Genomic DNA, 23,414 nt, shown 5'->3' with positions numbered 1-23,414 from the left:
GAAACCGAACGCGGGAGGTAGAGTCCGGCGGCGTGCACCTCAAGTCCCTGACCCTGCGTGGCTTCAAGTCCTTTGCTTCTGCCACCACCCTGCGCTTCGAGCCCGGGATCACCTGTGTCGTGGGCCCGAACGGCTCGGGCAAGTCCAACGTGGTCGACGCGCTCTCCTGGGTCATGGGCGAACAGGGCGCCAAATCCCTGCGCGGCGGGAAGATGGAAGACGTCATCTTCGCGGGCACCACGGGGCGTCCGCCGCTCGGGCGGGCCGAAGTCTCCCTCACGATCGACAACTCCGACGGCGCGCTGCCCATCGACTACGCCGAAGTCACCATCACCCGCATCATGTTCCGCGGCGGCAGCAGCGAGTACCAGATCAACGGCGACACCTGCCGGCTGCTGGACATCCAGGAACTGCTGTCCGATTCCGGGATCGGCCGCGAGATGCACGTCATCGTCGGCCAGGGCCAGCTGGACTCCGTACTGCACGCCGACCCGATGGGCCGCCGGGCCTTCATCGAGGAGGCCGCCGGCGTACTGAAGCACCGCAAGCGGAAAGAGAAGGCGCTGCGGAAGCTCGACGCGATGCAGGCCAACCTCGCACGCGTCCAGGACCTCAACGACGAACTGCGGCGTCAGCTCAAGCCCCTGGGACGGCAGGCCGCCGTCGCCCGCCGGGCCGCCGTGATCCAGGCCGACCTGCGCGACGCGCGGCTGCGGCTGCTCGCCGACGACCTCGTGGTGCTCAAGCGCGCCCTCGATGCCGAGGTCGCGGACGAGGCGGCCCTCAAGGAGCGCAAGGACACGGCCGAGGCGCTCCTCGCGGGCGCCGTACGGCGGGAGTCCGAACTGGAGCAGGCCGTACGGGAACTCGCGCCGCGGCTCCAGCGTGCGCAGCAGACCTGGTACGAGCTGTCGCAACTGGCGGAGCGGGTACGGGGGACCGCCTCCCTGGCGGACGCGCGCGTCAAGAGCGCGACGGCTCCGGTGGAGGACGAGCGGCGCGGCGCCGATGCGCGGGACCCCGAACGCATGGAGAAGGAGGCCGCGCGGATCCGCGAGCAGGAGGCGGAGCTGACGGCCGCGATGGAGGCGGCCTCGCGCGCGCTGGAGGACACGGTCGAGCACCGGGCCGAGCTGGAACGGTCGCTGGCCGAGGAGGAGCGGCGGCTGCGCGACGCGGCGCGGGCCGTCGCCGACCGGCGCGAGGGCCTGGCCCGGCTGACGGGACGCCTCGGGGCGGCCCGCTCCCGGGCGGGGGCCGCGCAGGCGGAGATCGACCGGCTGGTGTCGGCCCGGGACGGGGCCCAGGCCCGGGCGGCCGCCGCGCAGGCGGAGTACGAGGCGCTGGAGCAGGAGGTCGGCGGGCTGGAGGACCCGGCGGCGGACACCGGCCACGAGGCCGCGCGGGCGGAGCTGGCGGCGGCGGAAGCCGGGCTGTCCGCCGCGCGGGACGCCCTGGCCGCGGCCGAGCGGTCGCGGGCGGCGGTGTCGGCCCGGCGCGACGCGCTGGCGCTGGGGCTGCGCCGCAAGGACGGTACGGGCGCGCTGCTGGCGGCCCGGGAACGGCTGGCGGGGCTGCTGGGCCCGGCGGCGGAACGTCTCTGCGTCACCCAGGGGTACGAGGTCCCGGTCGCGGCGGCCCTGGGTGCGGCGGCCGATGCGCTGGCGGTGTCCTCCCCGGCCTCGGCGGCCGCGGCGATCCGGCACCTCCGCGACGCGGACGCCGGGCGCGCCACGTTCCTGATCACCCCGCCGCCGCCCTTCCCGGGCCAGGGCCAGGGACACGCCCCCGAGCCGGCCCCCGCGGTTCCCGGGCAGGCGGCGGCCGCGGTCTCGGCTCCGGCTGCGGCCTCGGTTTCGGCTGAAGGCGCGGCAGCGGCTCCGGCCGGGGGAGTTCCCCACCCCGCCGCTTCCCCGGACCGGGCCCAGGCACGCGGTCCGCTGCCGAGCCCCGCCGGCGCACCCGCCGCCGAAGCCGTCACCGGCGTGCCCGCGGCCGCGCTGGTCGCAGGCGACGCCGAGGCGCAGCGGGCCGTCGCATGGGTGCTGCGGGACTACGTGGTGGTCGGGACCCTCGAAGAGGCGGAGGCCCTCGTCGCGCAGCGCCCCGACGCGGTGGCCGTGACCGTGGAGGGGGACGTACTCGGGGCGCACCTCGCGCACGGCGGCTCCGCGGGGGTGCCCAGCCTGATCGAGGTGCAGGCCGCCGTCGACGAGGCGGCCGCGGAGCTGGCCCGGCTCGACGGGCAGTGCCTGGAGCTGGCCGGGGCGAAGCAGTCCGCCGAGGCCCGGCGGGCGCAGTGCGCAGCCCTCGTGGAGGAGCTCGGCGAGCGCCGCCGCGCCGCCGAGCAGGCCCGCGCCGGGGTGGCCCAGCAGCTCGGCCGCCTCGGCGGGCAGGCGAAGGGGGCCGCGGGGGAGGCCGAGCGGTGCGCCGCGGCCGCGGCCAAGGCGCAGGACGCGCTGGAGCAGGCGCTGGCCGACGTGGAGGAGTGCGCGGAGCGGCTCGCGGTGGCGCAGGAGATGCCGGTGGAGGAGGAGCCGGACACCTCCCGGCGGGACCGCCTCGCGGCCGACGGCGCCAACGCGCGGCAGACCGAGATGGAGGCGCGGCTCCAGCTCAGGACCCACGAGGAGCGGGTCAAGGGGCTGGCCGGACGCGCCGATTCGCTGGACCGCGGCGCCCGCGCGGAGCGGGAGGCCCGCGCCCGCGCCGAGCGGCGCCGGGAACGGCTGCGGCACGAGGCGCAGGTGGCCCGGGCCGTGGCGGACGGCGCCCGGCAACTGCTCGCGCACGTGGAGGTGTCCCTGGGCCGGGCCGAGCAGGAGCGGGCCGCCGCCGAGTACGCCAAGGGGCTGAGCGAGCGCGAACTCGGCGAGGCCCGCAACCGCGGTCGCGACCTCAAGGGCGAGCTCGACAAGCTCACCGACTCCGTGCACCGGGGCGAGGTGCTCGGCGCCGAGAAGCGGCTGCGCATCGAGCAGGTGGAGGGCCGCGCGCTGGAGGAGTTCGGGATCGAGGCGGCCGGGCTCGTGGCCGAGTACGGACCCGACCAGCCGGTACCGCCCTCCCTGCCCGCCGAGGGCGAGGAGCTGCCCGAGGATCCGGAGCACCCGCGCAACCGGCCGGGACCGTTCGTACGGGAGAAGCAGGAGAAGCGGCTCCGGGCCGCCGAGCGCGCGTACCAGCAGCTCGGCAAGGTCAACCCGCTCGCGCTGGAGGAGTTCGCCGCCCTGGAGGAGCGCCACCAGTTCCTCAGCGAGCAGTTGGACGACCTGCGCAAGACGCGGGCCGACCTCCTTCAGGTCGTGAAGGAGGTCGACGAGCGCGTCGAGCAGGTCTTCACGGAGGCGTACCGGGACACGGCCCGGGAGTTCGAGGGGGTCTTCTCGCGGCTGTTCCCCGGCGGCGAGGGCCGGCTGATCCTGACCGATCCCGGCAACATGCTGACCACCGGCGTCGACGTCGAGGCCCGCCCGCCCGGCAAGAAGGTCAAGCGGCTGTCGCTGCTCTCCGGCGGCGAGCGCTCGCTGACGGCCGTGGCGCTGCTGGTCTCCATCTTCAAGGCCCGGCCCAGTCCGTTCTACGTGATGGACGAGGTCGAGGCCGCGCTCGACGACACCAACCTGCAGCGCCTGATCCGGATCATGGAGGAGCTCCAGGAGAGCTCGCAGCTGATCGTGATCACGCACCAGAAGCGGACGATGGAGGTCGCCGACGCGCTGTACGGCGTCTCCATGCAGGGCGACGGCGTCTCGAAGGTCATCAGTCAGCGGCTGCGCTGAGACGCATTACTTCAAGAAGTGAACTCAACTTCAACGGTTCCTGCCTAACGTGAACTTCGCGCCAAGTATTGACTTCATAAAATGAACACATAGGCTCGCTTCGCTGTCTCCCGCCTTCGGGTGGTGCCCGATCTTGAACTGTGCGCCACTGGTAGGACGGACAAAACCCCCCACGGAGCACACCTTGACCAGCAGCAGCACAGCGAGCGCCCCCGCGGCCGGCGGCGGCCGGTCGGCCCAGCCGGACCACCTCGGGCACGTCATCTTCATCACCGCGGCCGCGGCCATGGGCGGATTCCTCTTCGGCTACGACAGCTCCGTCATCAACGGCGCCGTCGTCGCGATCCGGGACCGCTTCGACATCGGCCCCGCGCCCCTCGCCCAGGTGATCGCCGCCGCGCTGATCGGCTGTGCGCTCGGCGCCGCCACCGCGGGCCGCATCGCCGACCGGATCGGCCGCATCCGGTGCATGCAGATCGCCGCCGTCCTCTTCACGGCGAGCGCCATCGGCTCGGCCCTGCCCTTCGCCCTCTGGGACCTCGCCATGTGGCGCGTGATCGGCGGCTTCGGCATCGGCATGGCCTCCGTCATCGGCCCGGCCTACATCGCCGAGGTGTCCCCGCCCGCCTACCGCGGCAGGCTCGCCTCGTTCCAGCAGGCGGCGATCGTCATCGGCATCGCCATCTCCCAGCTCGTCAACTGGGGGATCCTGAACCTCGCGGACGGGGACCAGCGCGGCGAGATCGGCGGTCTGGAGGCCTGGCAGTGGATGCTCGGCGTCATGGTCGTCCCGGCCGTGCTCTACGGCCTGATGTCCTTCGTCATCCCGGAGTCGCCGCGCTTCCTGATCTCCGTCGGCCGGACCGCCGAGGCCAGGAAGGTGCTCAGCGAGGTCGAGGGCTCGCACGTGGACCTCGACGGGCGCGTCGCCGAGATCGAGCACGCCATGCGCTCCGAGCACAAGTCCACCTTCAAGGACCTGCTCGGCGGGCGCTTCGGCTTCCTGCCCATCGTCTGGATCGGCATCGGCCTGTCGGTGTTCCAGCAGCTCGTCGGCATCAACGTGATCTTCTACTACAGCTCCTCGCTGTGGCAGTCCGTCGGCATCGACCCGAGCGCCTCGTTCCTCTACTCCTTCGAGACCTCGGTCGTGAACATCATCGGCACGGTGATCGCGATGATCTTCGTGGACCGGATCGGCCGCAAGCCGCTGGCCCTCATCGGCTCGGTCGGCATGGCGATCTCGCTGGGGCTCGCCGCCTGGGCGTTCTCCTACAAGTCCGGGGCCGGTGACGACATCGCCCTGCCGCACGCCCAGGGCATCGTGGCCCTGGTCGCCGCCAACTGCTTCGTGCTCTTCTTCGCCCTGTCCTGGGGCGTGGTTGTCTGGGTGCTGCTCGGCGAGATGTTCCCGGGCCGCATCCGCGCCGCGGCCCTCGGCGTCGCCGCGGCCGCGCAGTGGATCGCCAACTGGGTCATCACCGTGTCCTTCCCGACCCTGTCGGACTGGGACCTGTCCGGCGCGTACGTCATCTACACGGTCTTCGCCGTGCTCTCGATCCCCTTCATCCTCAAGTGGGTGCCGGAGACCAAGGGCAAGGCGCTGGAGGAGATGGGGTAACCATCCCCGCCAACACCCCCTCTCCTCGATACTGCCCCGGCTCAGTCCTTGAGCCGGGGCAGTACCTGTTCGCACAGCAGGTGCAGGCTCCGCCAGCCCTCGTCCACCGGCATTCCGCCGCACAGCGGGTGCAGGACCAGGTTCCCCGCCTCGCCGGCGCCGCGGGCGTACGCGACCGCCTCGTCCGGGGTGAGGATGCGGTACACGCCCTCCGCGCGCAGCTCCGCCACCGAGCGCGCGGCCGACCGTACGGCGCTGCGGATGTCCTTGGACTGCCAGGACGCGTACATGCCCGCCTCGTGCAGGAAGCGCTCGCCGTGCTCGGCCCAGGTCCGGTCCGGGTCCTCGGAGATGTGCAGCAGCGGGGTCTCGGCCGCCGGCATCATGCAGAAGCCCTCGGTGCCGTACTCCGCGAGCTTCGCGTTGTAGTACGCCTCCAGCTCCGGCAGGTGCGCGCTCGGGAAGAACGGCAGCCCCAGCCGGGCCGCGCGCCGGGCCGCCGCCTCGGAGCTGCCGCCGACCAGCAGCAGCGGGTGCGGCCGGGTGAAGGGCCGCGGGGTGACCCGCACCGTACGGCCGCGGAACTCGAACGGCTCGCCCGTCCACGCCTTCAGCAGGGTCTCCAGCAGCTCGTCCTGGAGCCGGCCGCGCCGGCCCCACTCGACGCCGTGCTGCTCGTACTCCTCGGGCCGGTAGCCGATGCCCGCGACCGTGACGAGGCGGCCGCCGCTCAGCAGGTCGAGCACGGCGACGTCCTCGGCGACCTTCAGGGGGTCGTACAGCGGGCCGATGATCGCCGAGACGGTGACCGCGATCCGGCGGGTGGCGCCGAAGACCGCGCCGGCGAAGGCGAAGGGCGAGGGCAGCCAGTTGTTGTCGGTGCCGTGGTGCTCTTCGGTCTGGATGGTGTCGATCCCGCGGTCGTCCGCGTACGCGGCCATCTCCAGGGCCGCCTTGTACCGGGCGGCGAGGGTCTCGGGGGTGCCGTTGGGGTCGACGAGATTGAACCGGGCCACGGTGATGGGCATGGAGGAGTCCCCCTTCGCCTGGTGTGGGTGGGCGGGCGAGGGGGGACGTTAGCTGACGTAGCGTCAGTTGGACAGGGATCCGGCGAGCTCGGGCTCCTCGGCCGGCGCCGGCGCGGCCGTCCGCGGCAGGACGGCGTACAGCGCCGCCGAGGTGACGATCCCGGCCGCCCAGCCCAGGCCGTTCTGCCCGATCCAGGTGCTGGCGAGCGGCCCGCTGAACCAGTCCACCTTCGTGAACATCGTGCCCACCACCAGGGCCAGGCCCCAGGCGGTCATGGCCTGCCAGGCGAAGCCGCCCTTGTACCAGTAGGCGCTGGTCCGCGTGGTGTCCAGCAGCGCGGGGCCGTCGTAGGAGGTACGGCGCAGCATGTCCACGCCGAAGACCCCGATCCAGGCGGAGAAGGCCACGGCCAGCAGGGTGAGGAAGGAGATGAACGAGCCGAAGAAGCTGGTGGCGACCACCATCAGCAGGAACCCGAAGACCAGGCTGATGACGGCGTTGACGCTGACCGCCGCGGCGCGCGGGACCTTGATGCCGAGGGTCTGCGCGGTGAAACCGGCCGAGTACATGGACATCGAGTTGATGAGCAGCATGCCGACGAGCGCGATCAGCAGGTACGGCACCGCGATCCAGGTCGGCAGCAGCTCGCCGATGAAGGAGACCGGGTCCTGAGCGCTGGCGAGGTCGGGCGTCCCGACGGCCATGACCGCGCCCATCAGGACCATGGGAAGGACCACGATGCCCGCGCCGCCGATGGTGGCGGCGACCATCCCCTTCGAGGAGGCGGTGCGCGGCAGGTAGCGGGTGAAGTCGGGGCCGGACGGGACCCAGCTGATGCCGCCCGCGGCGATGGTGCCGATGCCCGCGATCATCATCGCGGTGGAGCCGGCGGGCTTGTCGAAGACGGCGGACCAGTCGGTCTCGGCGATCAGGTAGCCCAGCACGAGCACGCTGAAGGCGCCGAAGAGGTACGTCGACCACTTGGAGCAGACGCGCAGGGCGTTGATGCCGAGACCCGACACCAGGAAGGTGCAGCCGACGAAGAACAGCAGGGTGACGACGATCAGGGCGGTGTTCTTCCTGATCCCGAAGACCAGGTCCAGGACCGTCAGGACGGCGTAGGCGCCGCTGACCGCGTTGATGGTCTCCCAGCCCCACCGGGCGACCCAGATCAGGGCGCCGGGGAAGAGGTTGCCGCGCTGGCCGAAGACGGCCCGGGAGAGCGCCATGCCGGGGGATCCGCCGCGCTTGCCGGCGATGGAGATCAGGCCGACGATCCCGTACGAGACGACGGGCGCAGCGATCGCGACGACGAGCACCTGCCAGATGTTCAGCTTGTTGAAGATGACCAGGCCGGCGCCCATGGTCAGCAGCAGCACGCTGATGTTGGCCGCGACCCAGGTCGGAACGAGCTCGCGCACCCGGCCGTGGCGCTCGCCGTCCGGGACGGGCTCCAGGCCACGGGTCTCGACTGCGGTCTCTATCGCGCCGTCGGCGGGCTCGGCAGGCATGCGGTACTCCGTGGGGACGTGGAGGCAGGAAGTCGACCATCATCGTAGATTTGCCGCTAAAACCACAAACAGAGTCTTAGTGCCCGGTGTGGACGTCCAAGGTCCGGGCTTCGGGGCCGCCGTGGCCGATACTGGGGTGGTTATGGAAATCCTCATCCTTGCTGTAGTCATCGCCCTGGTCGCGGTCGGCGCGATCAGCGGGCTCGTGGTCAGCAGCCGCAAGAAGAAGCAGCTGCCGCCCACGGCGCCGTCGAGCACGCCGACCATCACTGCCCCGCCCGCAGAACCGCAGGTGGGGGAGGACGCCGCACCGACGGCGGAAGAGCCGCGCCGAACGATCGAGGAGGTGTCCCTCCCCGAGGCGCAGGCCGAGGCCCCCGTCGAGGCTCCGGTCGCCGAGCCCGAGGCTCCGGCCGCACCCGAGATCGAGGTGCCCGAGCCCACCGCCGGCCGCCTGGTCCGGCTGCGCGCCCGCCTCGCCCGGTCGCAGAACTCGCTCGGCAAGGGGCTGCTCACGCTGCTCTCCCGCGAGCACCTCGACGAGGACACCTGGGAGGAGATCGAGGAGACCCTCCTCATCGCCGACGTCGGTGTCGCCCCGACCCAGGAACTGGTCGACCGGCTCCGCGAGCGGGTCAAGGTGCTCGGCACCCGCACCCCCGCCGACCTGCGCACGCTCCTGAAGGAGGAGCTGCTGACCCTGCTCGGCACGGACTTCGACCGCGCGGTGAAGACCGAGAGCGGCGTCGAGACCCCCGCCGTCGTGATGGTCGTCGGCGTCAACGGCACCGGCAAGACCACCACCACCGGCAAGCTCGCCCGCGTGCTCGTCGCCGACGGCCGCAGCGTCGTGCTCGGCGCCGCCGACACCTTCCGCGCCGCCGCCGCCGACCAGCTGCAGACCTGGGGCGACCGGGTCGGCGCCCGTACCGTACGCGGCCCCGAGGGCGGCGACCCCGCCTCGATCGCCTACGACGCGGTCAAGGAGGGCATCGCCGAGGGCGCCGACGTGGTGCTCATCGACACGGCCGGCCGCCTGCACACCAAGACCGGCCTCATGGACGAGCTCGGCAAGGTCAAGCGCGTCGTGGAGAAGCACGGCCCGCTGGACGAGGTCCTGCTGGTCCTGGACGCCACCACCGGGCAGAACGGCCTGACCCAGGCCCGCGTCTTCGCCGAGGTCGTGGACATCACCGGCATCGTGCTGACCAAGCTCGACGGCACGGCCAAGGGCGGCATCGTCGTCGCGGTCCAGCGCGAGCTGGGCGTCCCGGTCAAGCTCGTCGGCCTGGGCGAGGGCGCGGACGACCTGGCCCCCTTCGAGCCGGAGGCGTTCGTCGACGCGCTGATCGGCGACTGACCGCAGGATCCGCTACGCCGACCAGTGCCCCCGCGGTCCCACGGACCCGGGGGCACCGGCATGTCCGGAGCCGGAGCCGGAGCCGGAGCCGGATCCGGCCCGGGCTACGCGCCGCGCAAGCGGTGGCACAGGTAGGCGAGGGTGCCCAGCAGCAGCCGGGCCTGCGGGGGATCCCCGGCGCAGTCCAGCGCCGGCGGCCGCAGCCAGCTCGCCGGGCCGAGCCCCGCGAAGTCGGACGGCGGGGCGGTGACGAAGGACCCCTGGCCCAGCGCCCGCAGATCGAGGTCCGCGTCGTCCCAGCCCATCCGGTACAGCAGCTGCGGCAGCCCGGCCGCCGCGCCCGGGGCCACGAAGAACTGCGCCCGGCCGTCCGGGGTCGCGGTGACGGGCCCGAGCGGCAGCCCCATCCGCTCCAGCCGGACCAGGGCCCGGCGCCCGGCCTCCTCGGAGACCTCGATGACGTCGAAGGCGCTGCCGACGGGGAGCAGGACCGCCGCTCCCGGGTACTCGCCCCAGGCCTCGGCGACCTCGTCGAGGGTGGCGCCGGCCGGGACCGTCGGCGCGAGGGCCAGCGGATGCGCTCCCGGCGCACTGCAACTCGTATGACCGCAGGAGCAGTCCCGGGCGGGCGCCGCGGCCCGGGCGCCGGGGACCACGTCCCAGCCCCACAGTCCGGTGTACTCCGCCACCGCCGTGCACTCCGACATCCGGCCGCGGCGCCGAGCGCCGGTGCGGAACTCCTTGGTACTGCGGCTGCCGCCGATCGTGAAGCCCATGCCCATGCCCCCTCCAACGGGTCGGACGCGCCGGTGGTTACGACGCCGGCGGGACGGGATCGGGACGGGACGCGGGATCGGCTGCGATCTTGTCGCCCGGCGCACTCCTCGCCGCGCGCGCCCCGAGCGCACTCCCGTCCAACCATTCCGTTTCGCCTTCGTGTCAAGTGAATCGCGCCTGGCGGGTGGCGAGTTCATTCGAAGGGGTGGCGAATGGTGGCGATTGTGGAATCGGCCTCGCCGAAGGGGTGATCGTAGGATTACTTTCGGTACGCGAAGCTCGAAGGCAGACTCGTCCGTGGGTATGCCGGAGGCAAGTTGTGGAGGACCTGTGAAGGTCCGGGGCGGCGCTCGCCGCCCCCGCCAGGGTTTCGGGTGAAGAGGCTGACGGATGGGGGCGTTCCAGTGAGCGGCAGCGGCGCAAGCGGAACGAGCGCGGAGTACGGGATGCCGTCCGTACCGGAAGCACCGCCCGAGGCCGGCCGCAACGAACAGCTGACGTCGTGGTTCGTCCGCAGCGGCTGGTCCAAGGGCGAGCTCGCCCGCCAGGTCAACCGCCGGGCCCGCCAGATGGGCGCCCACCACATCAGCACCGACACCTCCCGGGTGCGCCGCTGGCTCGACGGCGAACAGCCCCGCGAGCCCGTCCCGCGGATCCTGTCCGAGCTGTTCTCCGAACGCTTCGGCTCCGTCGTCGCCATCGAACAGCTCGGACTGCGCACCGCGCACCAGACCCCCTCCGTCTCCGGCGTCGACCTGCCCTGGGCCGGCCCGCAGACCGTCGAGCTGCTCAGCGAGTTCTCCCGCAGCGACCTGATGCTCGCCCGCCGCGGCTTCCTCGGGACCTCGCTCGCCCTCTCCGCCGGCCCCGCCCTCATCGAGCCCATGCAGCGCTGGCTCGTCCCCGCCCCGGCCGCCGACCCGGGACCGCGCGAGGCGGGGCCGGCGGGCGCCCTCGGGGGCCACCGGCCGCCCAGACTCTCCGAACCGGAGCTGGACCTCCTCGAAGCGACCACCGTGATGTTCCGGCAGTGGGACGCGCAGTGCGGCGGCGGCCTGCGCCGCAAGGCCGTCGTAGGGCAGCTCCACGAGGTCACCGACCTGCTCCAGGAGAACCACCCGGCCCCCGTCATGAAGCGGCTCTTCAAGGTCGCCGCGGAACTCGCCGAACTGGCCGGCTGGATGAGCTACGACATCGGCCTGCACCCCACCGCGCAGAAGTACTTCGTCCTCGCGCTGCACGCCGCGAAGGAGGGCGGCGACAAGCCGCTCGGCTCGTACATCCTCTCCGGCATGAGCCGCCAGATGATCCACCTCGGCCGCCCCGAGGACGCCCTGGAACTCATCCACCTCGCCCAGTACGGCAGCCGCGACTGCGCCGGACCCCGCACCCAGGCCATGCTGTATGCGATGGAGGCCCGCGCCTACGCCAACATGGGCCAGCCCAGCCGCTGCAAGCGGGCCGTGCGGATGGCCGAGGACACCTTCGGCGACGTGGGCCTCGGCGGCGAGCCCGAGCCCGACTGGATCCGCTTCTTCTCCGAGGCCGAGCTCAACGGCGAGAACTCCCACTCCTACCGGGATCTGGCCTACGTCGCCGGGCGCAGCCCCATGTACGCCTCCCTCGCCGAGCCCGTCATGGAGCGGGCCGTCCAGCTCTTCGAGAAGGACGAGGAGCACCAGCGCTCCTACGCCCTCAACCTCATCGGCATGGCCACCGTCCACCTGCTCCAGCGCGAGCCCGAGCAGGCCACCGTGCTCGTCGGCCGCGCCCTCGACGTGGCGGGAAAGGTACGGTCCGAACGGGTCAACACCCGGCTGCGCAAGACCGTCGACACCGCCGCACGTGAGTACGGCGACGTGGCCGACGTGGTCCGGCTGACCGACCACCTCGCCTCCCGGCTGCCCGAAGCCGCGGAGGCCGTCTGACGGCCACGCGGCCGCCCCCCAAGGCCCCGGCCGCGGCAGTCACCCCGTGAAGCCCGATCAGGCTCCCCCAGCCAGGTCATCCGGGTACCGCCGCGGCCGGGCCGCTTTCTGCGCCTAAACCGGCGCCGCTCTCGCGGACGTGGTCGCTCGCCGCGGTGCTTCCTCAATTGATGGTTGCGGTGTTCATCACCCCGTAACACCCCGAAAGCCTTCGTCATCGGTGCGAAACATCCAGCGGCAACGCCGGAAACCGGCCTGCGCGAATCTCAGGGCCAATAACCGGCCAGTTCCAAACGCCGCCGCTCAGGTTTTCACGATCGCCCGCACGCGAACGTACCGACGACGAGGAGACGCCGATGGCATCAGCCATCACGACCCTCGCTGCAGACGCCCCGACGCTGTCTGCCGCGAACACCGGGTTCATGCTCATCTGCTCCGCCCTGGTCATGCTGATGACCCCGGGCCTCGCCTTCTTCTACGGAGGCATGGTCCGCGTCAAGAGCAGCCTCAACATGCTCATGATGAGCTTCATCAGCCTCGGGATCGTCACGATCCTCTGGGTCCTCTACGGCTTCAGCCTCGCCTTCGGCACCGACTCCGGCTCCCTCATCGGCTGGTCCTCCGACTACGTGGGCCTCAGCGGGATCGGCATCACCGAGCTCTGGGACGGCTACACCATCCCGGTCTACGTCTTCGCCGTCTTCCAGCTGATGTTCGCGATCATCACCCCCGCCCTGATAAGCGGTGCACTGGCCGACCGCGTGAAGTTCAGCGCGTGGGCCCTGTTCATCACCCTCTGGGTCACCGTCGTCTACTTCCCCGTCGCCCACTGGGTCTGGGGCGCCGGCGGCTGGCTCTTCGAGCTCGGCGTCATCGACTTCGCCGGCGGTACCGCCGTCCACATCAACGCGGGCGCCGCAGCCCTCGGCGTGATCCTCGTCATCGGCAAGCGCGTCGGCTTCAAGAAGGACCCGATGCGCCCGCACAGCCTCCCGCTCGTGATGCTCGGCGCCGGTCTGCTGTGGTTCGGCTGGTTCGGCTTCAACGCCGGCTCCTGGCTCGGCAACGACGACGGCGTCGGCGCGGTCATGTTCGTCAACACCCAGGTCGCCACCGCCGCCGCCATGCTCGCCTGGCTCGGCTACGAGAAGCTGCGCCACGGCTCCTTCACCACCCTCGGCGCCGCCTCCGGCGCGGTCGCGGGCCTCGTCGCCATCACCCCCTCCGGCGGCTCCTGCTCCCCGCTCGGCGCGATCGCCATCGGCGCCATCGCCGGTGTCGTCTGCGCGATGGCCGTGGGCCTCAAGTACAAGTTCGGCTACGACGACTCCCTCGACGTCATCGGCGTCCACCTCGTCGGCGGTGTCCTCGGCTCCCTGCTCGTCGGCCTCTTCGCCACCGGCGGGGTCCAGTCCGAGGCGGCCGGCCTCTTCTACGGCGGCGGCCTGGAGCAGCTCGGCAAGCAGGCCGTGGGCGTCTTCGCCGTCCTCGCCTACTCTCTCGTGGCGTCCGCGGTACTCGCCCTCCTCCTCGACAAGACGATGGGGATGCGCGTCACCGAGGACGACGAGGTCTCCGGCATCGACCAGGTCGAACACGCCGAGACCGCCTACGACTTCAGCGGAGCCGGCGGCGGCTCCTCCTCCCGGAGCACCGCCGTACCGACCCCCGTTGCCGCCGCGAGCAAGAAGGTTGACGCATGAAGCTCATCACCGCGATCGTCAAGCCCTACCGGCTGGACGAGATCAAGGAAGCCCTCCACCGGTTCGGGGTCCACGGCCTGACCGTCTCCGAGGCCAACGGGTACGGCCGCCAGCGCGGCCACACCGAGGTCTACCGGGGCGCCGAGTACACGGTGGACCTCGTACCGAAGATCCGCGTCGAGGTGGTCGTGGAGGACGACGACGCCGAGGACGTCATGCGGGTCATCGTCGAGGCCGCCCAGACCGGCAAGATCGGCGACGGCAAGGTGTGGAGCATCCCCGTGGACTCGATCATCCGGGTCCGCACCGGCGAGCGCGGCGCTGACGCGCTCTAGGTGACGGGAGCTCCTGGGTTGACGAGTGTCGAAGAGACCACGGACCACACGGCCGACTCGGGACCCAGCGGTTACGCCGCGGCCCGGCTGCGACTCCTCCAGGAGGAGTCGCGGTCCGGGCCTTCGCGGCGTTCCGCCCTGGCCGGCCTGACCGACGACTGGCTGAAGGAGCTGTTCACCACCGCCGTACGGGAGACGGGCGTCCAGGGCGCCGCACTGGTCGCCGTCGGCGGCTACGGGCGGGCCGAGCTCTCCCCGCGCAGCGACCTCGACCTGGTGCTGCTCCACGACGGCAAGGCCGACGCCCGGGCGCTGAGCATGCTCGCCGACCGGCTCTGGTACCCCGTGTGGGACATGGGTCTGGCCCTGGACCACTCCGTGCGCACCCCCGCCGAGGCCCGCAGGACCGCCGCCGAGGACCTCAAGGTGCACCTCGGCCTGCTGGACGCCCGGCCCGTCGCCGGCGACGTGGGGCTGCTCGCCGGGCTGCGCACCTCCGTACTGGCCGACTGGCGCAACCAGGCGGTCAAGCGCCTGCCCCAACTGCACTCCCTTTGCCGCGAGCGCGCCGACCGGGCCGGGGAGCTCCGCTTCCTGCTGGAACCCGACCTCAAGGAGGCCCGCGGCGGGCTCCGGGACGTCACCGTGCTGCGGGCCGTGGCGGCGTCCTGGCTGGCCGACGCCCCGCGCGAGGGCCTCGCCGAAGCCCGGCGGCGGCTGCTCGACGTACGGGACGCGCTGCACCTGGTGACGGGCCGCGCCACCGACCGGCTCTCGCTGCAGGAGCAGCCGCAGGTCGCCGCCCGGCTCGGGCTGCTCGACGCGGACGCCTTGCTGCGCGAGGTGTACGAGGCCGCGCGGGTCGTCGCGTACGCCGAGGACGTGACCTGGCGGGAGGTCGGGCGCGTGCTGCGGGCGCGGGCGGCCAGGCCGAGGCTGCGCGGACTGCTGGGCACCCGCGGGGGCGCGGCGGTGGAGCGGGCGCCGCTGGCCGAAGGGGTCGTGGAGTCCGACGGCGAGGCCGTACTGGCCCTGGCTGCACGCCCGGACCGGGACCCGGTGCTCCCGCTGCGCTTCGGCGCCGCGGCCGCGCAGGCGGGTCTGCCCGTTTCCCTGCACGCCGTACGCAGGCTCGCGGCGCAGGCGAAGCCCCTGCCGGTGCCCTGGCCGGCCGAGGCGCGCGAGCAGCTGCTGACCCTGCTGGGGGCGGGCGAGCCGACGGTGGCGGTCTGGGAGGCGCTGGAGGCGGAGGGCCTGATCGCGCGGCTGCTCCCGGACTGGGAGCGGGTGTGCTGCCGGCCCCAGCGCAACCCGGTGCACACCTGGACCGTGGACCGGCACCTGGTGGAGACCGCGGTCCGCGCCTCGGCGCTGACCCGCCGGGTCGGCCGCCCCGACCTGCTGCTGATGGCCGCGCTGCTGCACGACATCGGCAAGGGCTGGCCCGGGGACCACTCGGTGGCGGGGGAGACGATCGCGCGCGACGTGGCGGTGCGCGTCGGCTTCGACGCGCAGGACGCGGCGGTGCTGGGCACGCTGGTACGCCACCACCTGCTGCTGGTCGACACCGCGACGCGGCGGGACCTGGACGACCCGGCGACCGTGAAGGCGGTGGCCGACGCCGTGGGGTCGCCCGGCACGCTGGAGGTGCTGCACGCGCTGACGGAGGCCGACGCCCTGGCCACCGGGCCGGCGGCGTGGAGCGCCTGGCGCAGCTCTCTCGTGGCGGACCTCGTCGCGCGGGTCGCCGCGGTCCTGCGGGGCACGGCGCCGGCCGCCACCGAGCTGGAGATCCCGACCACGGAGCAGGAACGCCTCGCGGTGGAGGCGCTGCGCACCAGGGAGCCGGTGCTGGCGCTGCACGCGCGCCACGAGGAGGACGCCGTCGGGGTGGAGCTGGTGGTGGCCGTCCCCGACCAGCCGGGGGTCCTGCCGGCGGTGGCGGGGGTGCTGGCACTGCACCGCCTCACGGTGCGGGCGGCCGACCTGCGCTCCCTGGAACTGCCCGACCGGCTCGGCGAGGTCCTCGTACTGCGCTGGCGGGTGGCCGCCGAGTACGGCTCCCTGCCGGAGGCGGCCCGGCTGCGTACGGATCTGGTCCGGGCGCTGGACGGCTCGCTGGACGTCCCGGCGAAGCTCGCGGACCGCGAGGCGGCGTACCCGCGCCGGCGGGGCGTGGTCCCGCCGCCGCCCCGGGTCTCGGTGGTGCCCGACGTCTCCGCGCTGGCCACGGTCCTGGAGGTGCGGGCCCCCGACGCGGTCGGACTGCTGCACCGGATCGGGCGGGCGCTGGAGGGGGCCGGTGTCCGGGTCCGCAGCGCGCACGTGTCGACGCTCGGCGCGAATGCGGTGGACACGCTGTACGTGACCACCACGGAGGGCAAACCGCTGGACCAGGCGGATGCGGCCGCCCTGGCCGCATCGGTCGAGTCGGCCCTGGTGTAGCCCGGTCCCCAGACGCCGGACGGGGTGGAGTGCAGCCCCGCCGGCGTTTGGGGCGCGGGGTTCGGGGCAGAGCCCGGAAAGGCCCCGCGCGGTGGAGCCCGGACCGCCGGGTCCACCACTTGGCGGGGGCCGATACCCTGGGGGACGACCACACCGCCCCCGACCCGAGGAATCGCGACCACCGTGTTCGATACGCTTTCCGACCGCCTCAGCGCGACCTTCAAGTCCCTGCGGGGCAAAGGCCGCCTCTCCGAGCAGGACATCGACGCTGCGGCGCGGGAAATCCGTATCGCCCTCCTCGAGGCCGACGTCGCCCTTCCCGTCGTCCGCTCGTTCATCGCGAACGTCAAGGAGCGCGCCCGCGGCGAAGAGGTCTCCAAGGCCCTGAACCCGGGCCAGCAGGTCCTCAAGATCGTCAACGACGAGCTGGTCTCGATCCTCGGCGGCGAGACCCGGCGGCTGCGGTTCGCCAAGACCGCCCCCACCGTGATCATGCTGGCCGGTCTCCAGGGTGCCGGTAAGACGACCCTCGCCGGAAAGCTCGGCCTGTGGCTCAAGGGCCAGGGGCACACCCCGCTCCTCGTCGCGTGCGACCTCCAGCGCCCCAACGCCGTCAACCAGCTCTCGGTGGTCGCGGAGCGCGCCGGTGTCGCGGTCTACGCCCCCGCGCCCGGCAACGGCGTCGGCGACCCGGTCCAGGTCGCCAAGGACTCCATCGAGTACGCGCGCACCAAGCAGTACGACGTGGTCATCGTCGACACCGCGGGCCGCCTCGGCATCGACCAGGAGCTGATGCAGCAGGCCGCGGACATCCGCGACGCCGTCAGCCCGGACGAGATCCTCTTCGTCGTCGACGCCATGATCGGCCAGGACGCGGTCAACACCGCCGAGGCCTTCCGCGACGGCGTCGGCTTCGACGGCGTCGTGCTCTCCAAGCTCGACGGCGACGCCCGCGGTGGCGCCGCGCTCTCCATCGCGCACGTCACCGGCAAGCAGATCATGTTCGCCTCGAACGGCGAGAAGCTCGACGAGTTCGACGCGTTCCACCCCGACCGCATGGCGGGCCGGATCCTCGACATGGGTGACATGCTCACCCTCATCGAGCAGGCCGAGAAGACCTTCAGCCAGGCCGAGGCCGAGAAGATGGCGGCCAAGCTGGCGAAGGGGCCGAAGGAGTTCACGCTCGACGACTTCCTGGCCCAGATGGAGCAGGTCCGCAAGATGGGCTCCATCTCCAAGCTGCTCGGCATGCTCCCCGGCATGGGTCAGATCAAGGACCAGATCAACAACATCGACGAGCGCGACGTGGACCGCACCGCCGCGATCATCAAGTCGATGACCCCGGCCGAGCGCCACGACCCGCACATCATCAACGGCTCGCGCCGTGCCCGTATCGCCAAGGGCTCCGGTGTCGAGGTCAGCGCCGTGAAGTCGCTCGTCGAGCGCTTCTTCGAGGCCCGCAAGATGATGTCCCGCATGGCCCAGGGCGGCGGCATGCCCGGGATGCCGGGCATGCCGGGCATGGGCGGCGGCCCCGGCCGGCAGAAGAAGCAGATCAAGCAGGCCAAGGGCAAGCGCAAGAGCGGCAACCCGATGAAGCGCAAGGAAGAGGAGGCCGCGGCCGCCCTGCGCCGCGAACAGGGTCCGCAGGGCGCCGAGCCCGCGGCCGCCGGCAACCCGTTCGGCCTCCCGGCCGGCGGCGGCCAGCCCGGCCAGGACTTCGACCTTCCGGACGAGTTCAAGAAGTTCATGAAGTAGTACGCACGCCAGCACGCGGGGAAGGGCCCCGGCCGCGCTCCCGACCGACAGGTCGAGCGGCCGGGGCCCTTCCCTGCTGCGGGGGCAATGGTCAGGTTTGTCCCTTATCGTCGGCCGGGAGGACGGCATAAGGAGGCCACGTGCCCAGCCCCACCCCCGTACCGCCGCGCGACCGGGCCGACACCCCCTGGCGCTCGGAAGGCGCACCGCCCACCCCGCCGCCCAAGAAGAAGATGCCCGGCGGCTGGCGGGGGCTGATCCTCACCGCCCTGATCGTCTACCTGGTGACCAACCTCGTGCTGTCCTTCTTCAACGAGGGCGACGAGCCGACCATCTCCTACACGGAGTTCAGCAAGCAGGTCACCGACGGCAACGTCTCGAAGATCTACTCCAAGGGCGACGCCATCCAGGGCCAGCTGAAGGCCAAACAGCCGGTGCCCGACGGGGGCAAGGGCGACTACACCAAGTTCGTCACCCAGCGCCCCGCCTTCGCCGACGACCAGCTGTGGGCCAACCTCACCAAGCAGAACGTCAACGTCACCGCCTCCCCGGTGGTCGTACAGCGCAGCTTCCTGGTCAACCTGCTGATCTCGCTCGCCCCGATGCTGCTCCTGGTCGGCCTCTGGCTGCTCATCGCCCGCCGGATGGGATCGGCGATGGGCGGCATGGGCGGGCTCGGCCGCAAGGCGCCGCCGAAGCCGGTGGAACTGGAGGAGGGCGCCAAGCGCACCACCTTCGAGGACGTGGCCGGAATCGACGAGGTCGAGGGCGAGCTCAACGACGTCGTGGACTTCCTCAAGAACCCGGAGCAGTACCGGAAGATGGGTGCCCGGATGCCCGGCGGGGTCCTGCTGGCCGGCCCGCCGGGGACCGGCAAGACCCTGCTGGCGCGCGCGGTCGCGGGGGAGGCCGGGGTGCCGTTCTTCTCGGCCTCCGCCTCCGAGTTCATCGAGATGATCGTCGGCGTGGGCGCCTCCCGGGTCCGCGAACTCTTCTCCGAGGCCCGAAAGGTGGCCCCGGCGATCGTGTTCATCGACGAGATCGACACGATCGGCCGGGCCCGCGGCGGCGGCTCCGCCATGGGCGGCCACGACGAGCGCGAACAGACCCTGAACCAGATCCTCACCGAGATGGACGGCTTCTCCGGCTCCGAGGGCGTGGTCGTACTGGCCGCCACCAACCGCGCGGACGTCCTGGACCCCGCGCTCACCCGGCCCGGCCGCTTCGACCGCACGGTGGCCGTCTCACCGCCGGACCGCGCCGGCCGCGAAGCGATCCTGCGCATCCACACCCGGGACATCCCGCTGGCCGAGGGCGTGGACCTCGCCCAGGTGGCCCGCACGACACCGGGCATGACCGGGGCCGAGCTCGCCAACCTGGCCAACGAGGCGGCCCTGCTCGCGGTCAAGCGCCAGCAGAGCGCGGTGACCCAGTCGGACCTCTCGGACGCGCTGGAGAAGGTCCAGCTGGGCGCCGAGCGGCCGCTGGTCATGCCGCTGGAGGAGCGCCGGCGCACGGCGTACCACGAGAGCGGCCACGCCCTGCTGGGCATGCTCCAGCCGGGCGCCGACCCGGTCCGCAAGATCACCATCGTGCCGCGCGGCCGGGCCCTGGGCGTGACCCTGTCCACCCCGGACGCCGACCGCTACGCGTACACGGAGGAGTACCTGCGCGGCCGCATCATCGGCGCGCTGGGCGGCATGGCCGCCGAGCAGACCGTCTACGACGTCGTCACGACGGGCGCGGAGAACGACCTCGAACAGGTCACCAACCTCGCGCGCGGGATGGTCGGCCGCTGGGGGATGAGCGACCGCATCGGCAAGCTGACCGCCATCCCGTCCGACGCGCAGAGCCCCTACGGCCTCACCGCCGCCCCCGCCACACTCGACGCGGTGGACCACGAGATGCGCCGCATCGTCGACGAGTGCTACGCGGAGGCCTGCCGCCTGCTGCGCGAGAACCGCCACAAGCTCGACGCCCTCGCGGAGGCGCTGCTGGCGAACGAGACGCTGGAGGAGTCCGCGGCCTACGCCGCCGCGGGCATCACCCGCCTGACGAAGCCCGCCTGACGGGACCGCCTCACGGGACCGCCCGGCGAAGCGGCGGCCCCGGGCCGGGCCGCCGCTACCTCGTACGGGCCACCACGTAGCGAAAGATGTTCGGCAGCCAGACGGCCCCGTCCGGCCGCTCGTACGGGTGAAGCGACTCCGCCAGCTCCTTCTCCGCCAGTGCGGGATCGGCCGCCGCGGCGCCGTCGTACAGGCCCGTCGAGAGCAGCCCCCGTACCGCGCTGTCCACGTCCGCGTACCCGAAGGGGCAGAACACCCGCCCCGAGCCGTCCGGTCGCAGGCCCGCCCGCTCGACCACCGCGTCCAGGTCGCGCGGGGCCGGACCGCCGCCCAGCACCGCCGGCACCGTGCACCGCTCCGGCGGGCCCCAGTCGGCCAGCACCACCGCACCGCCCCGCCGGACCGCGGGCAGCGCCGCGGCCAGGGTGCCCGGGCCGGGCGAGAACGCCAGCAGGACGTCGTACGGCCGCGCCGTGGGCACCGGGGGTGTCGCCACCACCTCCAGCAGCCGCTCCCGTGCCAGCGCCCGGCGGGCCGGGTCCGGCTCCACGCCGGTGGCCGAGGCGCCCCGCCCCGCGGCCAGCAGCAGCGGCAGTCCGGCCCCGCAGTCCAGGCCGAGCAGCCGGTTGCCCGGCCCGACCTCCAGCCGGTCGTAGACCGCCTCGTACAGCGGTACCAGCATCCGTTCCTGGATCTCCGCCCAGTCCCGGGCGACGAGCGTCGCCGTCGGCGTCGGTGTCATCGAAAGAGCGCTCCTGATTCCGTGTCGCCCCCTTGCCCCCGCTGCCAGAGAACTCCCGATTCGCCCCCGCGTCCAGAGGAGCGCGCCACCCGATTCACGCTCGGGTCGCCCGGCGCCGTACCATTCGCGCCATGGCAAAGGCACCCGTTCTCACCCCGCAGGCGGAGGATTTCCCCCGCTGGTACCAGGATCTGATCAACAAGGCCGAGCTGGCCGACAACGGTCCGGTCCGCGGCACGATGGTCATCCGGCCGTACGGCTACGGCCTGTGGGAGCGGATGCAGCAGGAGATGGACGCGCGCATCAAGGACGCGGGCGCCCAGAACGCGTACTTCCCGCTGTTCATCCCCCAGTCGTACCTGACGAAGGAAGCGGAGCACGTCGAGGGCTTCGCCCCCGAGCTCGCGGTCGTCACGCACGGCGGCGGCAAGGAGCTGGAAGAGCCGGTCGTCGTCCGGCCCACCTCCGAGACGATCATCAACGACTACTTCTCCAAGTGGGTCCAGAGCTACCGCGACCTGCCCCTGCTGATCAACCAGTGGGCCAACGTGGTCCGCTGGGAGATGCGCCCGCGCGTGTTCCTCCGTACGAGCGAGTTCCTGTGGCAGGAGGGCCACACGGCCCACGCCACGTACGAGGACGCCCGCGACTACGCCTCCCGGATCCACACGGACGTCTACGGCGACTTCATGACGAACGTCCTCGGCATCGACGTCGTGCTCGGCCGCAAGACCGCCAAGGAGCGCTTCGCCGGCGCCATCAACACCCTCACCCTCGAGGGCATGATGGGCGACGGCAAGGCCCTCCAGCTGGGTACGAGCCACGAGCTCGGCACCAACTTCGCCAAGGCCTTCAACACGCAGTACCTGTCGAAGGAAGGCAAGCAGGAGCTCGTCTGGCAGACCTCCTGGGGCGTCTCGACCCGCATGGTCGGCGGTCTGATCATGTCCCACGGCGACGACAACGGCCTGCGGGTCCCGCCGCGCCTCGCGCACGTCCAGGTCGTCGTCATGGCGATCAAGGGCGACGAGGCCGTCACCAAGGTCCGCGAGCTCGGCGCCCAGCTGAAGGCCGCGGGCCTGCGCGTCCAGGTCGACGACCGCGTCGACACCCCCTTCGGCCGCCGCGCCGTGGACTGGGAGCTCAAGGGCGTACCGGTCCGCATCGAGATCGGCCCCCGCGACCTGGAGGCCGGCACCGCGATGCTGGCCCGCCGGATCCCGGGCGGCAAGACCCCGGTGCAGATCGACGCGCTCGCCGACCTGCTGCCCAAGGTGCTGGAGGAGGACCAGGCGCAGCTGCTGCGCGAGTCCCGCGAGCGCCGTGAGTCCCGTACCTCCGACGTCTCCACCATCGAGGAGGCCGCCGAGGCCGCCATCGCCGGCGGCTGGGCGCGGATCCCGTGGGCCGACCTCGGTCCCGAGGGCGAGGCCAAGCTGGCCGAGCAGGCCGTCTCCGTGCGCTGCCTGATCGCGGCCGACGGGTCGGTCCCGGAGGCGGACGACGCCCCCGGTACCCTCGCCATCGTCGCGCGCTCCTACTGAGTGACTCCTGCGCCCCGGCGTGCGGCCCGTGCCGCGCGCCGGGGCGGCTTTGTCGTTAGTCCTCGTTACGTACCGACTCCTCCTGGGATAGACGCACCCGTCCTCGTCGGGACGCATGAGACTGAACTGACTGGTACGTGCAAAAAATTTGGAATGGCCCGGAATCGGAACACCGGGGCACCCCGGCTCGTTGTCACGACGTGAGCACGACACCACCTGTTCTCGCCGCAGAGCTGGCACAGGCGTGGGCCGATATTCAGCGGTACCACCCCGAGCTGCCTGACCTTGCCGCGCCCGAGTCCCTGATCGGAGAGTCCTCGTCCGCCTGCGGCGCCGAGCTCTCCTTCGAGCGACTGCTGCATGAGGCAGTCCACGGCATCGCCGCAGCGCGCGGAGTGCGTGACACCTCGCGCGCCGGCCGCTACCACAACCGCAGATTCCTCGCGATCGCCGAGGAGATGGGGCTGGACCACTCCGACGAGCCGCACGCGAGCAGCGGCTTCTCGCTGGTCTCGCTCAACCCCGAGGCCAAGCGGCGCTACCGCCCCACCATGGAGCGCCTTCAGCGCGCGCTGAAGGCGCACACCGTCGCCACGGCCGCCGACACCAAGCGCAGCTTCCGCGGGCCGGCCGCCCGGCACGGCTCCTCCGGCGGCGGGGTGCGCGTCAAGGCGGTGTGCGACTGCGGGCGCAATGTGCGGGTGGTCCCCTCCGTGCTGGCCCAGGCGCCGATCGTGTGCGGGGGCTGCATGAAGCCCTTCCGCATCCCGGAGGTCGCCGTCGCCGTGGCGTCCTGACGTCGCGGCGGGG

General features: G+C 72.3%; 15 protein-coding genes. 11 read left to right on the top strand and 4 right to left on the bottom strand.

All coding sequences use genetic code 11. From position 1 onward, the window contains the following. The first annotated feature begins 32 nt into the window (after window positions 1-32). Both ACZ7GJ_RS21465 and ACZ7GJ_RS21460 read left to right on the top strand, forming a co-directional pair. Window positions 33-3,782 (top strand): AAA family ATPase, encoded by a 3,750-nt coding sequence (locus ACZ7GJ_RS21465; RefSeq protein ID WP_470753803.1) that lies wholly within the window; start codon window positions 33-35, stop codon window positions 3,780-3,782. Window positions 3,783-3,966: 184 nt separating this feature from the next. After that, window positions 3,967-5,403 (top strand): sugar porter family MFS transporter, encoded by a 1,437-nt coding sequence (locus tag ACZ7GJ_RS21460; protein ID WP_470753802.1) that lies wholly within the window; start codon window positions 3,967-3,969, stop codon window positions 5,401-5,403. Window positions 5,404-5,444: 41 nt separating this feature from the next. Here ACZ7GJ_RS21460 and ACZ7GJ_RS21455 read toward each other — a convergent pair whose 3' ends face one another. Together ACZ7GJ_RS21455 and ACZ7GJ_RS21450 are read right to left on the bottom strand one after the other, a co-directional pair. Continuing rightward, on the bottom strand, window positions 5,445-6,431 hold the full coding sequence (locus ACZ7GJ_RS21455) for an LLM class flavin-dependent oxidoreductase (RefSeq protein ID WP_470753801.1): 987 nt from the start codon (window positions 6,429-6,431) through the stop codon (window positions 5,445-5,447). A gap of 63 nt (window positions 6,432-6,494) precedes the next feature. Beyond that, window positions 6,495-7,943, bottom strand: a complete 1,449-nt coding sequence (locus tag ACZ7GJ_RS21450; RefSeq protein ID WP_470753800.1) for a cytosine permease — start codon at window positions 7,941-7,943, stop codon at window positions 6,495-6,497. A gap of 142 nt (window positions 7,944-8,085) precedes the next feature. Between ACZ7GJ_RS21450 and ftsY the strand changes: the two genes are divergently transcribed. Continuing rightward, a complete protein-coding gene (gene ftsY / locus ACZ7GJ_RS21445; protein WP_470753799.1) occupies window positions 8,086-9,303 on the top strand; it encodes a signal recognition particle-docking protein FtsY in 1,218 nt (405 codons plus the stop codon). Between the two features lie 104 nt (window positions 9,304-9,407). Here ftsY and ACZ7GJ_RS21440 read toward each other — a convergent pair whose 3' ends face one another. Beyond that, window positions 9,408-10,079: a bifunctional DNA primase/polymerase gene (locus tag ACZ7GJ_RS21440; protein ID WP_470753798.1), complete on the bottom strand. Its 672-nt coding sequence runs from the start codon at window positions 10,077-10,079 to the stop codon at window positions 9,408-9,410. Between the two features lie 405 nt (window positions 10,080-10,484). Here ACZ7GJ_RS21440 and nsdA point away from each other — a divergent pair, with 405 nt between their 5' ends. The 6 genes from nsdA (at window position 10,485) to ftsH (ending at window position 20,318) form a co-directional block, all read left to right on the top strand. Continuing rightward, window positions 10,485-12,008 carry a transcriptional repressor NsdA gene (nsdA, locus tag ACZ7GJ_RS21435; RefSeq protein ID WP_470753797.1) on the top strand — a complete coding sequence of 508 codons (1,524 nt, stop codon included), beginning with the start codon at window positions 10,485-10,487 and terminating at the stop codon, window positions 12,006-12,008. A 356-nt stretch (window positions 12,009-12,364) separates the two neighbouring features. Continuing rightward, the gene (locus tag ACZ7GJ_RS21430) at window positions 12,365-13,711 is read left to right on the top strand and encodes an ammonium transporter (protein WP_365917490.1); all 1,347 of its coding nucleotides are present in this window, start codon (window positions 12,365-12,367) and stop codon (window positions 13,709-13,711) included. Next, on the top strand, window positions 13,708-14,046 hold the full coding sequence (locus ACZ7GJ_RS21425; RefSeq protein ID WP_365917489.1) for a P-II family nitrogen regulator: 339 nt from the start codon (window positions 13,708-13,710) through the stop codon (window positions 14,044-14,046). Before ACZ7GJ_RS21430 ends, ACZ7GJ_RS21425 begins: the two co-directional genes overlap by 4 nt. Window positions 14,047-14,064: 18 nt before the next feature. Continuing rightward, the gene (locus tag ACZ7GJ_RS21420) at window positions 14,065-16,491 is read left to right on the top strand and encodes a [protein-PII] uridylyltransferase (protein ID WP_470753795.1); all 2,427 of its coding nucleotides are present in this window, start codon (window positions 14,065-14,067) and stop codon (window positions 16,489-16,491) included. Between the two features lie 183 nt (window positions 16,492-16,674). Next, window positions 16,675-18,249: a signal recognition particle protein gene (gene ffh, locus ACZ7GJ_RS21415; protein ID WP_365917487.1), complete on the top strand. Its 1,575-nt coding sequence runs from the start codon at window positions 16,675-16,677 to the stop codon at window positions 18,247-18,249. Between the two features lie 140 nt (window positions 18,250-18,389). Then, window positions 18,390-20,318, top strand: a complete 1,929-nt coding sequence (gene ftsH / locus ACZ7GJ_RS21410) for an ATP-dependent zinc metalloprotease FtsH (protein ID WP_470753794.1) — start codon at window positions 18,390-18,392, stop codon at window positions 20,316-20,318. Between the two features lie 55 nt (window positions 20,319-20,373). Here ftsH and ACZ7GJ_RS21405 read toward each other — a convergent pair whose 3' ends face one another. Next, window positions 20,374-21,060: a class I SAM-dependent methyltransferase gene (locus ACZ7GJ_RS21405; protein ID WP_470753793.1), complete on the bottom strand. Its 687-nt coding sequence runs from the start codon at window positions 21,058-21,060 to the stop codon at window positions 20,374-20,376. 131 nt (window positions 21,061-21,191) lie between these two features. Between ACZ7GJ_RS21405 and proS the strand changes: the two genes are divergently transcribed. Together proS and ACZ7GJ_RS21395 are read left to right on the top strand one after the other, a co-directional pair. Then, complete coding sequence (proS, locus tag ACZ7GJ_RS21400) at window positions 21,192-22,604, top strand: proline--tRNA ligase (RefSeq protein ID WP_470753792.1); 1,413 nt, start codon at window positions 21,192-21,194, stop codon at window positions 22,602-22,604. 200 nt (window positions 22,605-22,804) lie between these two features. Beyond that, a complete protein-coding gene (locus ACZ7GJ_RS21395; RefSeq protein ID WP_365917484.1) occupies window positions 22,805-23,401 on the top strand; it encodes a hypothetical protein in 597 nt (198 codons plus the stop codon). The last annotated feature ends 13 nt before the right edge of the window (window positions 23,402-23,414 follow it).

Source organism: Streptomyces sp. NPDC037242 (assembly GCF_055604165.1).
Note: the sequence above shows the minus strand (reverse complement) of the source record. Positions and strands in the feature narration are given on the sequence as shown.

Excerpts from the sequence above, each read along its gene's own strand:
- ACZ7GJ_RS21455 (WP_470753801.1), bottom strand. The coding sequence starts at position 6,431 with ATGCCCATCACCGTGGCCCGGTTCAATCTCGTCGACCCCAACGGCACC.
- ACZ7GJ_RS21450 (WP_470753800.1), bottom strand. The coding sequence starts at position 7,943 with ATGCCTGCCGAGCCCGCCGACGGCGCGATAGAGACCGCAGTCGAGACC.
- ftsY (WP_470753799.1), top strand. The coding sequence starts at position 8,086 with ATGGAAATCCTCATCCTTGCTGTAGTCATCGCCCTGGTCGCGGTCGGC.
- ACZ7GJ_RS21440 (WP_470753798.1), bottom strand. The coding sequence starts at position 10,079 with ATGGGCTTCACGATCGGCGGCAGCCGCAGTACCAAGGAGTTCCGCACC.
- ACZ7GJ_RS21430 (WP_365917490.1), top strand. The coding sequence starts at position 12,365 with ATGGCATCAGCCATCACGACCCTCGCTGCAGACGCCCCGACGCTGTCT.
- ACZ7GJ_RS21425 (WP_365917489.1), top strand. The coding sequence starts at position 13,708 with ATGAAGCTCATCACCGCGATCGTCAAGCCCTACCGGCTGGACGAGATC.
- ACZ7GJ_RS21405 (WP_470753793.1), bottom strand. The coding sequence starts at position 21,060 with ATGACACCGACGCCGACGGCGACGCTCGTCGCCCGGGACTGGGCGGAG.
- proS (WP_470753792.1), top strand. The coding sequence starts at position 21,192 with ATGGCAAAGGCACCCGTTCTCACCCCGCAGGCGGAGGATTTCCCCCGC.